The 11,544-nt window shown below is 65.5% G+C and carries 10 protein-coding genes; 5 read left to right on the forward strand and 5 right to left on the reverse strand.

Annotated elements, in window-relative coordinates; all coding sequences use genetic code 11:
- Positions 1-62: 62 nt before the first annotated feature.
- Positions 63-944 (reverse strand): metallophosphoesterase, encoded by an 882-nt coding sequence (locus tag N551_RS0121030; RefSeq protein WP_027568552.1) that lies wholly within the window; start codon positions 942-944, stop codon positions 63-65.
- Between the two features lie 80 nt (positions 945-1,024).
- Here N551_RS0121030 and N551_RS0121035 point away from each other — a divergent pair, with 80 nt between their 5' ends.
- The 5 genes from N551_RS0121035 to N551_RS0121055 all read left to right on the forward strand — a co-directional run bounded on the left by N551_RS0121035 (position 1,025) and on the right by N551_RS0121055 (position 5,014).
- Positions 1,025-1,516 carry an NUDIX domain-containing protein gene (locus N551_RS0121035; protein ID WP_027568553.1) on the forward strand — a complete coding sequence of 164 codons (492 nt, stop codon included), beginning with the start codon at positions 1,025-1,027 and terminating at the stop codon, positions 1,514-1,516.
- Between the two features lie 62 nt (positions 1,517-1,578).
- Complete coding sequence (locus tag N551_RS0121040; RefSeq protein WP_027568554.1) at positions 1,579-2,526, forward strand: glycosyltransferase family 2 protein; 948 nt, start codon at positions 1,579-1,581, stop codon at positions 2,524-2,526.
- Between the two features lie 67 nt (positions 2,527-2,593).
- A complete protein-coding gene (locus N551_RS0121045) occupies positions 2,594-3,109 on the forward strand; it encodes a GNAT family N-acetyltransferase (protein ID WP_027568555.1) in 516 nt (171 codons plus the stop codon).
- 37 nt (positions 3,110-3,146) lie between these two features.
- Positions 3,147-3,824: a methyltransferase domain-containing protein gene (locus N551_RS0121050; protein ID WP_027568556.1), complete on the forward strand. Its 678-nt coding sequence runs from the start codon at positions 3,147-3,149 to the stop codon at positions 3,822-3,824.
- A gap of 32 nt (positions 3,825-3,856) precedes the next feature.
- On the forward strand, positions 3,857-5,014 hold the full coding sequence (locus tag N551_RS0121055) for a hypothetical protein (RefSeq protein ID WP_245287832.1): 1,158 nt from the start codon (positions 3,857-3,859) through the stop codon (positions 5,012-5,014).
- A gap of 22 nt (positions 5,015-5,036) precedes the next feature.
- Here N551_RS0121055 and N551_RS0121060 read toward each other — a convergent pair whose 3' ends face one another.
- The 4 genes from N551_RS0121060 to N551_RS0121075 form a co-directional block, all read right to left on the reverse strand.
- Positions 5,037-7,397 (reverse strand): TonB-dependent receptor, encoded by a 2,361-nt coding sequence (locus N551_RS0121060; RefSeq protein WP_027568558.1) that lies wholly within the window; start codon positions 7,395-7,397, stop codon positions 5,037-5,039.
- 149 nt (positions 7,398-7,546) lie between these two features.
- Positions 7,547-7,951, reverse strand: coding sequence for a DUF2946 domain-containing protein (locus N551_RS0121065; RefSeq protein ID WP_027568559.1), 405 nt, complete (start codon positions 7,949-7,951; stop codon positions 7,547-7,549).
- Between the two features lie 228 nt (positions 7,952-8,179).
- The gene (locus tag N551_RS0121070) at positions 8,180-9,106 is read right to left on the reverse strand and encodes an alpha/beta fold hydrolase (RefSeq protein ID WP_245287833.1); all 927 of its coding nucleotides are present in this window, start codon (positions 9,104-9,106) and stop codon (positions 8,180-8,182) included.
- Between the two features lie 369 nt (positions 9,107-9,475).
- On the reverse strand, positions 9,476-11,539 hold the full coding sequence (locus N551_RS0121075; RefSeq protein ID WP_027568561.1) for a membrane protein: 2,064 nt from the start codon (positions 11,537-11,539) through the stop codon (positions 9,476-9,478).
- Positions 11,540-11,544 lie beyond the last annotated feature (5 nt).

Below are 11,544 nucleotides of genomic sequence, written 5' to 3' on the forward strand. Positions count from 1 at the left end.
CCAGGCTGCCTCTGCGGAGGGACTCTGGATTGCTTCGCTTCGCTCGCAATGACAGCGTGGGACTAGATCAATCTGACATGCTTGATCTGCCCGATCTGAAATCCAGCCCCCAGGCTCCGCACCGTCTGCTCGCAACGCCAGCCGGTGTTGTCCTTCTCGATCGCGAACAGATTGTAGGCCGCAGCCGGGGTGCGCCCGTGCGCGAGCGCGGAGGCCGAGGGCACGCCGATTGCGGGAATGTTGCCGTTGGGTCCCTCGAACCACATCGTCGAATGAATGTGGTCGTGCCCGTGCAGGATCAGCTCGACGCCGTGACGTTTCAAAAGCGTCAGCAGCCCGGCGGAGTCGGTCATCCGCTTGTGGCGCGCGCCGGACTTCAGTGGATGATGCACCAGCAGCACGCGAAAGACGTCATCAGCCGCAAGCCGTTCGAGCACCTCTTCGAGGGACGCGAGCTGATCGCGTCCGAGCGTGCCTGTCGCCATCAACGGCAAGGTGGGCACCGCCGTGGACAGGCTGATCAGCGCGAGCGGCCCGCGCCGGCGCAGGCTCGGAAAGCCGATACGGCCATCGTCACCCGCAAGATAGGGCGCGAAGGTTTCGCCGAAGCGATGAAAGGTGGCGCGGACATAGGCGTCGTGATTGCCGGGAATCGTGGTGACGCGGTCGGGCGGACCGACGCCGTCGAGCCAGGCGCGCGCAGGCGCGAACTCCGCCTCCAGCGCCAGATTGACGAGATCGCCTGTGACCGCGATGTGATCGGGACCTTGCGCCTTCAAATCGGCGATAAGTGCGTCGAGCACCTCGCGGCACTGGTACTTGTGACGGTTGCGCGTCCAGTTGACATAGCCGAGCGCGCGCTTGCCGGCGAGCTCGATCAACCGCGGCTTCGGCAGCGGCGCCAGATGCGGGTCGGACAGATGGGCGAGCGTGAAGGGGGCCATGGGGGGCGATTGCCTCGCTATTCGCCCGCTGTAATGGCAAGGTCGCAGGCTACGTGCAAGCGGGGCATCAAGGGAGCCCGATGGGAGAACGTCTGAACGGCGTCCGACGGAGATTCGAGCCGCTGCTGCGGCGAATCTTCCACGCCTATTTTCTGCTGATCCGCGGCATGACGCTCGGTGTCCGCGCCGTGGTGCTGGATGCCGACACCAGGGTGTTCCTGGTCAGGCACAGCTACGTCACCGGCTGGTACCTGCCCGGCGGCGGCGTCGATCTCGGCGAGACCATGGAGCAGGCGATGCGCCGCGAGCTCAAGGAGGAGGGGGACATCGATCTCACCGGCGATGCTGTGCTGCACGGGATCTTCCTCAACAGCCACGTCTCCCGCCGCGACCACGTTGCGGTCTACGTCGTCAGGGAGTTCAAGCAGGATCGCCTGCCCGCGCCCAACCGCGAGATCGCCGAGTGCGGATTCTTCGCGGTCACCGCGCTGCCCGAGGGGACCACGCCCGGCACGCGGCTGCGGATCGCGGAAGTCCTACATGACAGGCCGCGGATTGCGACGTGGCGATGATGGCTCCCTGTGCTAGTAAATCGCCGCACCTGCGGTGTCGGCGCATGGACGAGGGATGAAGATTGTCTGAATCGACGAGGTCATGGCCGTTTCGGGTCGCCGTGCTGGTGCCCTGCTACAATGAGGAAGCCGCCGTCGCGACGGTCGTCGCCGATTTCCGCAAGGCACTGCCCGCGGCCGAGGTCTTCGTGTACGACAACAATTCGACCGACCGCACCGCGGCGGTCGCGCGCGAGGCCGGCGCGATCGTGCGCAGCGAACGGCGCCAGGGCAAGGGTCACGTTGTGCGCCGCATGTTCGCGGATATCGAGGCCGACATCTACGTGCTCGTCGATGGCGACGCGACCTACGACGCGCCGAGCGCGTCGCGCATGATTGACCAGCTCCTCGATGAGCATCTGGATATGGTTGTCGGTCTGCGCGTCGATCAATCGCAAGCGGCCTACCGGCGCGGTCATCGCATCGGCAACCGGCTCTTCACCGGTTTCCTGGCATCGACCTTCGGTCACGCCTTCAAGGACATCCTGTCCGGTTACCGCGTGTTCTCGCGCCGCTTCGTCAAATCCTTCCCGGTCCTGTCCGGCGGTTTCGAGATCGAGACCGAGTTCGCGGTCTATGCGCTGGAATTGTCGCTGCCGGTCGCCGAGGTTGAGACGCCCTATTACGCGCGCCCGGAAGGCTCCTTCTCCAAGCTCAATACCTGGCAGGACGGGTTGCGCATCTTCAACACGATGCTGAAGCTCAACCGGTCGGAGCGGCCGCTGCGCTTCTTTTCGGCGATCGGCATCGTCCTCGCGCTGCTGTCGATCGCTCTCGGGCTGCCCGTGGTGATCACCTTCCTCGAGACCGGCCTCGTCCCGCGCCTGCCGACCGCCGTGCTCTCCATGGGCCTGATGATCATGGCGCTGCTTTCGGCTTCGTCGGGGCTCGTGCTCGACACCGTGACGCGCGGCCGGCGGGAAATGAAGATGCTCGCCTACCTGTCCCAACCGCCGCTCGGGCGGACCTGAAATTGCCTCCGGGGCCGGGCGCAATCGTATGGACCGCTGCCCTCCAAGGTGATATCCCGCCGACGCGATGAACGATCTCTCCCTCACCATCCGGTCGGAAGCCGCCGGCGATGCTCAGGCCATCGAGCGGCTGCACGAACGCACCTTCGGACCCGGCCGCTTCGTGCTCAGCGCGTACCGCATCCGCGAGCATGTGGATCATGTGCTCGATCTCTCCTTCACCGCCCGCGTCGGTACGTTGCTGATCGGATCCGTCCGGCAATTGCCGATCTGCGTCGGCGACACTCCGGCACTGCTGCTCGGGCCCCTGACGGTCGAGCCTCCGTTCCGCAGCCGCGGCGTCGGCCGGCTGCTGCTCGAGCGCGCGCTGAAGGATGCGAAGGCGCAGGGCCATCGCCTGGTGCTGCTAGTCGGCGACCAGCCCTATTACAGCCGCGTCGGCTTCAAGCAGGTCGCCAAGGGACGCGTCACCATGCCGGGCCCGGTTGATTACAGCCGGCTCCTCGTCATCGAGCTGGTCGAAGGCGCGTTCGAAGGCGTATCGGGTCCGGTCGGTCCCGACTGGAGCAAGACGCGAACCTGACGCGCCATCGCTTCGAAGCTCACATGAAGGTAGGGCAGTGCCGGTCGATCAGCAATATTACCGGGAAGTGGCGTCCGGGAGCACGGCGGAAAAGCTGCTGATCGCGGCGCGCGACCGGATCTTCCAGGATTTCCTCGCCCGGATGCAGCCATCTGCCTCGGACGCGATCCTGGATGTCGGCGTGTCCGACGTGATCAACGACGGCGCCAACGTGCTGGAACGAAGCTACTTGAATCAGCATAAAATCACGGCCTGCGGGCTCGGCGAAGGAATCGGGTTCAAGGCGGCTTTTCCACTTTGCCGTTACGTGCAGATCGAACCGAATACACGGCTGCCCTTTGACGACAATGCGTTCGATGTCGCGACGTCCAATGCCGTGCTCGAGCATGCCGGCAGCCATGGAAATCAGGTGCTCCTTGTCCAGGAGCTTTGCCGCGTCGCGCGGCGGGTGTTCATCACGGTGCCCAACAGGTTCTTTCCGGTCGAGCACCACACCGCCATCCCCCTGGCGCACTATCTGGATGGCACTTTCAGGATCGCCTGCAGGGTCGCCGGCAAGTCGGAATGGACCGACGAGCAGAACCTGATCCTGATGACGCGAAAACGGCTGCTGGGGCTCGCCGCCAAGTCCTCCACCCCCAAGTCCGCCGCCGTGGGCTACACCGGTTTGTCGCTCGGCCCGCTATCGTCCAATCTCTATCTCGCATTCCGCTAACGCAGCGCCGCCTCCCCCGCAGCATGATCCCGATGAACAAAATCCGCACCAGCAAAGCCGTCTTCGCCGTGTTGTTTCTCGCGGTGCTGGTCGGCCATTTCTGGACCATGATGCGATGGAGCGAGGCGCGCGGCGTCTATGACGACATCTGCTACCTCAGGCAGGCGCATCTATTCCAGAGGTTCGGGCTGGTGGAGGGCTTCGACACCAACCTCGCCCGCGACGACGATGGCTATCAGAAAGCAAAGCTGAAGGAGATCGGCTACCCGGACTGGAACGATACGACCGCTGCGCCCTGTCACAATCTGATGCCGGCCACGGGGAAGGTCGTCATTCAATACCCGCCGGGTGTCGGCCTCGTGTTGGCGTTGTTTCCGCCGGGTCACCAGGTCGTGCCCATGTACATGCTGGCGACCATTATCGTGCTCGGCTTCGCGCTGTTTGCCCTTTCTCTCGCGCGCAGCATGAGGTCGGTCCTGATGGCCGGGACGTTCGCCTGTCTTGCGATCTACCTGATGGTCAATCCGGTCAAGGCGAGCTATTCGATGGCCCCGACCGTCGTCGTGTGCGCGCTCGCCGGATGTCTCACGGCGCGATGGCTGGCGGGCCCGCGATCCCAACCGGGGATCTGGCTGCTGGCGCCCATCGGTTTCCTGCTCGGATTAACCGTCGATTTTCGGTTGGCCAATCTCTTCCTGGCGTCCGGCTATGGCGTGTTTCTCCTCGTCGCGTTCCTTGCGGAGCGGACGTTGTCCCGGTTCTTGCAGGGGGCTGTGTTCGGCGTCGCGTTGCTGGCCGGCGTGATCCCGACCATCGTCTCTTACGCCGTCAACGCCGGCAGTCCGTTCGCGTCGACCTACGGCAACAACCCCGATGTCAGGCCGCTGGATTTTTCGTTCGCGGTGGTCCGGGACTATCTCGCCGATCCGCTCCAGACCTTGCTGATCGTCATCGGAATTGCAGCCTCGATCTGGCTGTTGCGGCAGGCGAACGGCATTCGCCGCGTCGCGCTGCTCACGTTGGCCAATCTGGCGCTCAACCTCGCCTTCTTCTTCACCTATCCGATTGCGACCCCATACTACACGATCCCCATTTCTCTCCTGACATTGTGGACCCTGCTGTTTGCCGTGCTGTTTCGGGAGGCGGCGGAGGACGCCCCTGAAGCGGCCGCCTCAGCCACAGCACGATGAAGTCCGGCTAGCAATCGCGCTTTCAGAACTTGAAGTTCGCAAACGCCCGCACCCCGATGCCGGGCATCAACACCTCGTCCTTGGTGTAGGACACCGAATTGCGGATGTTTTCGTTCAACAGATTGTTGCCGACGAGGCCGAGCAGCATCTCGCGCGCGCCGAATGCATTCGGGTTGAGCTTGGTCTTGTAGCTGACCTCGGCCTTCAAGAGGTTGTAACCCGATGTCGGCGTTTCCGCGATCACAGCGACGTTGTTCTGAGCGAAGGCGTGCAACAGATTGACGCGCATCAGCCAGTTGTCGTCGCGCCAGAACACGCCGCCGCCCAGCCGCACCGGCGGAATGCGCGGCACGTTGGTGCCGTCGGTGAAGGTGGCGCGGACCACATCGAACTGGTTCTCGAGGCCCCAGATGCCGCCCTGGAACGCACCGACGTCGAGCTGCGACTGGAATTCGCCGCCGCGGAAGTTCGCGTCGCGCTGCGAATAGACCGCCTGGTTCACCTCGGCGCCGGGTGCGCCGCACGAGGCAAAATCGTCGTCGCACATCACGCCGGTGAGACGGCGATAGATGAAATTGTTGAAGTGCGTGTAGTAGACGGTCGCTTCGAACCGGAACGGTCCGGTCGCCTTGCGCAGGCCAATCTCGACGGACTTCGCGGTCTCGATGCCGAGGTTGGGGTTGCCGATGTCGAAGGTCGCGGTCGCATCATGCGCACCGCGCGAGAACAGCTCCGCCGCCTTCGGCGCGCGCTCGACATATTGCGCGGTGATGCTGCCGACCAGGCTGCCCGGCAGGTCCTGCAACAGGCCGACGCTGCCGCTCTTCGGCGTGAACGCCGGATTGCGCGAAATCGCCGCCTGCGGTGCGCCGTCGGGCAGGAAGTCCGCGGGAAAATCCGGCGTCGTGCCGTGCAGCTCGACATGCTCGATGCGGCCGGCGATCTGCGCCCGCGTCGCGTCCGTGAACTTGAACTCGTTGAAGGCGTAACCGGCGACGCGCGTGCTGTTGTTCGGGTCCCACAGGCCGTTGAACAGCGTGCCCGGATTGTCCGGGCTCGGTGCGCTCAATTCCTGATGGCCGACCTGGAAGCCCAACGCCGTCGTCACCTCAGCGAAGCGCGCGTTGAACGGCATCAGCTGCACCTCGGTGCGGATCTCCTGCTCCTTGTTGGTGAAGGTCTGCCGCACGCCGTCGCTATTGGGATTGGCAGGATCGGCAAGCCCGATCTCGTTGTGCCGGTAGTCGGTCGCGCCGGCCCAGAAGCGAACGACATCGATCGCGGTAGCGTCGGGATGGTACTCGCCCTTGACGTTGATCTTGGTCTGATGGCCGTCGATCCGCGTGTTGTGGTCGGCGCCGTCGATCCCGGGGATGTGGTAGAGCGCGTCGTTCTGCGTGATCGCCGCACCGATATAGCCGCCCTGGAAAAAGTAGGAGCCGCCGATCGAGGCGCCGTCCGAGCGCGTCGCCGAGTTGGGCTGGCGTCCGTTGGCGACGGGCCGGGTCTGGTCGGTGAGGTACGGGTAGCTCGGGATGCTGTAGTCGGTGGTGTTGCGGCCGTAGACGTCGGCATGGAAGGCAAAATTGCCGCCGCCGGTGTCGAGCAGCACGCCGCTCTCGACGCCGCGGTCGACCGAGCTGAACGCGCTGCGCGTCTCGGCGGTGACGCAAGGCGACGTCGCGGCGCTCGCGAGCGGCGCCTTGGCCGGCAGGCCGAAACTCTGGAACGGCTGGGCACCGCAGTTCGGCAGCGCATCGGGAATCCGGTTGTTGGTGGCGCTGACGACGCCGCCGATCGAGGTCGAGCCGTAGCGCAGCGCAGCCGGTCCGCGCACCACCTCGACCTGGTTGGTCGCGAGCGGATCGATCGGGACGAAGTGGTCCTCGCCGAGATCGGAGGCGCCGCCGGCATTGGTGCCGTTCTCGACGATGCCGACGCGGTTGACGTCGAGCCCCCGGATGATCGGCCGGCTGGAGGCACCGGGCGCGAAGCTCGAGCCGGTGATGCCGGGCTTGGAGAACAGGAGATCGCCGAGCTGGCCGCCGCCCTCGCGGCGGATCTCTTCGTTCGGCACCACCGTGACGGTCGCGAACTGGTTGGTCACGATGGGCAGCACGCCCTGCAGAGGTGCGGCCGGCGCCGCGGCTGCCGGCGTGGCGTCCGCCGCGCGTTCGTGGCTGCGTGCCCGCGCGGTTCGCGTGGGTCGGCCCGGGTTGCGGGTCGGCACCACCGCCCTGCGCACGATGGGACTCGGGGCCGTCACGGTGACGGCGGGGATCTCGGTCAATGATTTATCCTCGGCCAGCGCCGAGGTGGCGGCGCCGAGCAGGAGCAGGCTTGCTCCACCAAGACGCTGCGCGCGCCGCAATTTGAATGACATGGTCCTGATTCCAGTCAGGCGCCGTCCGCAATGTTCGTCTGCTGATCGGAGGCGGCCTGCCGTCGCTGCGCGACGGAATTCGACTTCAACTGCTCCCGGGCACGCGCCGATTTGCGGCGAGCCCGAGCATGATCAAGCGTTGTTGAGAGTCAGGACGCGGGAGGAGCGCGCGGCTGGAATGCCGTGCCGGCCGATTTCAGATGGACGAATTCGGCATCGGTGGTGCGGTAGAGCAGGTCGATCGCCTGCGGCAACAACAACACAGGCGGCGCCGCGAACATGACGGTGCCGGCCATCGCGACCAATGCGCAGATCGCGCAATTGTCCTCGCCCGGCTGCTCCCGGTCGGGAGCCAACGGCGATTGCCTCTCGCCCGCCGCGCGGTCGATCGAGGCCACGCCGTTGCTGCTGTCGGTCTGCTGAAGCGAGGCCTGGGCGAGGGGAGCCGCCTGGGCGAACCAATGGCTGTGGCCGAACGTCAGCGCGAACTGCACCAGCATCGCGAAAATCGCGAGCCGGGCGCCGTGCCTGATATTCGACCGGAACCACTTCATCTGGAAACGTCACCCCACATCGCCAGGTGCCAATCCCCTCGGCATCCTGCTATGTTATAATGTAACATCGCCTGATCGGTCAGCGGATGTCAACCGCTGTCGAGCCGACCCGAGCGGGCCGACTCCTCGCCGTGTCGTGCGGGCAACTGAAAGATCTAGGCTGAGGACCTTTCGAATGGCTACGGGGACGGCGATTGATTGACTCAGTGCCGGCGCGAGGAGGCGGCATCAGAGCTTTTTGCTCTGGAGCCAGGTGCGGATGGCCTCGATGTGTTCTGCCTTGCGCTCCAGCGGCAGCCAGTGCCCTGCGGGCATGCTCGTCACGGTCAGGTCCGGGCAGGCGACGCGCATCGGGTCACCTTGGCGATTTCCGATGATGCTGCAGATCTGATCAAAGTCGCCGTTGACGAACAGCACCGGCTGCGACAGGCGGCCGCCATTGGGTGCTTTGCGCGCATAGGCGATGTTGGCGTCGTCGTTCAGGTACCACGCGCAGGACGGGCGGAATCCATGAGCCTTGAACGACTGCACCAGCACGTCGAAGTCCGCGGGCGGCCAGAGAGCCGGATCGGGCTCAGTCGCCGGTGCGCGGTGCGCGGCGCCAAAGCGCCCTCCATTGCGCGTGACCATCGCATTCGGCGAAACCTTGCCGATGCCGGCGGGGTCGCCTGGCCGAAAGATCGACGCCAGCGATGCGGCCAAGTCTGTATCGAGGTCGGCGACTGCCGCCTCGAAGTGCGTGGTGTAGTAACGGTAGTAATCCCATTGGCCATCCGGATATTGGTCAACCGGATAAATCGTCCGGTCGACCAGCGGGACGACTGTGCGCAGGGCGTGCCCGTCGGGTTGATATGCCAGCGAGGTCAGCACGACTCCGCGGCTGCGCTTTGGCTGATGCGCGACCAACTCACCGACCACAACACAGCCCCAGTCGTGGCCAACCCAGATCGCAGGCTTGCCGCCCAGGTGATCATGGAGTTCGGCCATGTCGGTCACGATTTCCTCGATGGTATAGGCGTCGTTGGCTGCGGGCGTGGAAGAGCCGCCGTAGCCGCGCAGATCGGGAGCGACGCAGTGCCAACCGTCGATGGCAAACGCGTCCATCTGCGCGCGCCACATCAAACTGATGCTCGGCCAGCCATGGACGAAGATCATCAACGGTCCGTCGGCCGGCCCGCACTCGATGTAGCGCGTTGTCTGACGAGGCGAGCTGAACGTGCGCTGGTGAAGTGGGTCTATCATGGTCGAGTAACTCCGCTTCTCATCGAACGCTCGCGCTGTTTGGGTGCTGCGAAGGCTGCGTTCAGAACTGCTCTTGTCCGCTGCGGGCGATGCCTGGACAGGGACACGCCTGCCCACGGTCGAGGAAGAACCGCTTCCAGATTTCACAACGCGCTACGTTCGGCCGGGTTCGGGGGGCGAAGGCGCTCTGGAGCTTCCGGCGAAGAAGGGACGATGGGGTTTATCCAACTGACGGAAGCGAAGGGAGGCGGGTAAGCTCGGCCATGCTGGCCCGTAAGCCGCCTACCGCCCTTCACGGACCCACGTCGCAGCAAACGCGCCGAGCAGCAGCAACAGCCCGATCAGGCCGGCAAAGATCGGCAGCACGCCGACGCCCTTCACGACGCTGGCGTCGCGCATCCGCACGCCCATCCAGCCGTCACCATGGAAGACGCTCGCCGACCGGACCGGCAGGATGCGCGGCAGCTCGACGCTGGCGCCGTCGACCATGCGCACGGCGTCACCGCCGGTCGCCTGGGTCAGCGGCTTCAACGTCTCGGTGGTGGAGGTGACTTCCGAAAACTCCTTCGGATTGGTCGGGCCGACATTGATCAGCGCCTTCAGCGTGCCGTCGGTGGCTTGCCACAGGCCGAGCTCGCTCGCCGGCAGGCTGGCGCGCCATTCGCCGGGATCGCCGGCTGCAAGCGTCAGGTCACGCGACACGCCGGACGGCGAGGTCACGCTCACCGGCTGAACGCTGTCCGCCATGGTCTGGCGCACCACCACGAGATTCTTGCCCTGCACCTGCAGGCGCAACGCTTCCTCGTCCAGATCCGGCTGCTTCATCAGCCAGTGCGACATCCGCCGCAACAGATCGAGATGCGGGCCGCCGCCTTCATAGCCGCGCGCCCACAGCCAGATGTGGTCGGAGAGCAGCAGCGCGACGCGGCCCTCGCCGAAACGCGACAGGAACAGCAGCGGCTTGCCGTCGACGCCCGTCATGACGGGCGGGTTGACCGCATTGCGGGTATCGACGGTGCGGAAGAACCGGCTCCAGCGCGGCGGCTCGGAGGCCGAGCCCTCGAGGCCACGCGTGACGGGATGGCGTTTGCCGACGTCGGACAGATGCGCGTAGAACGGCTTTTCCGTCACCCCGACCGGTTCGGCCGGCAGCACCGAATCCAGCGGCGTGCGCCAGATGCTGGTGTTGGACGCGTAGTCGGGGCCGGCCGAGACCAGCACCGCGCCGCCGGAACGAACGTAGCGTGCGATGTTGTCGAAATAAGCGATCGGCAGCACGCCCTGGCGGGCATAGCGGTCGAAGATGATCAGCTGGAATTCGTTGATCTTCTGCTGGAACAGCTCGCGGGTCGGAAACGCGATCAGCGACAATTCGTTGATCGGCGTGCCGTCCTGCTTCTCCGGCGGCCGCAGAATGGTGAAGTGGACGAGGTCGACGCTGGCATCGGACTTGAGCAGGTTGCGCCAGGTGCGCTCGCCGGAATGCGGCTCGCCCGAGACCAGCAGCACGCGCAGCTTGTCGCGCACACCGTCGATGGCGACGACGGCGCGGTTGTTCACCGGAGTCAATTCCCGCTCGAGCGGCGAGGCCTCGATCTCGACGATGTTCGGCCCGGAATGCTTGATGTCGACGTCGACGCTTGCGGCCTGGCCGCTCGAAAGCGTGCGCTCGTTGATGACCTCGCCGTCTCTGCGGACGGTGACCTTGGCGCGCTCGCCGCTGACGCCCTGGTCGTCGAGGCGGTAGGTGATGGTCTGGGGCTGCCCGACGATGCCGAAGCGCGGCGCGGCGATGACCGCGATACGGCGGTCGCGCTCGTCCTTCTGCCCGGTGATCAGCGCGTGCACCGGCGCCTGGAAGCCGAGCCCGGCGGCGTTGGCCGGAATGTCGTGGACGCGGCCGTCGGTGATCAGGAACGCACCGGCGACGCGGTCGACCGGCACGTCCGACAAGGCCGAGGCCAGCGCCCCGAACAGCTTGGTGCCGTCGGTCTCGCCGTCGGCCTGTCCGGCATCGACGACGCGGACCTCGAGCCCCTTGATCTTCTTCAGGCTGTCGACCAGCGCTTCCTGCGCCTGAGCGGCCTCGCGATTGCGATTGCCGAAATTCTGGCTCGGGCTCTTGTCGACGACGATTGCGGCGACAGAGGTGAGGGGATCGCGGTCCTCGCGGGTGAAGGAGGGATTGGCGAGCGCCAGCAGGAACAGCGCCAGCGCGGCCACGCGCACGGCGGCGCCGCGCGCACGCGCCAGCAGCAGCACCAGCGCGATGACGACGATCGCGGCCAGCGCGAGCCACAGCACGATCGTGGGAACCAGCGGCGTGAATGCAATGCCGTAATTCATATCGA

This window comes from Bradyrhizobium sp. URHA0013 (assembly GCF_000518345.1).
GTDB lineage: Bacteria > Pseudomonadota > Alphaproteobacteria > Rhizobiales > Xanthobacteraceae > Bradyrhizobium.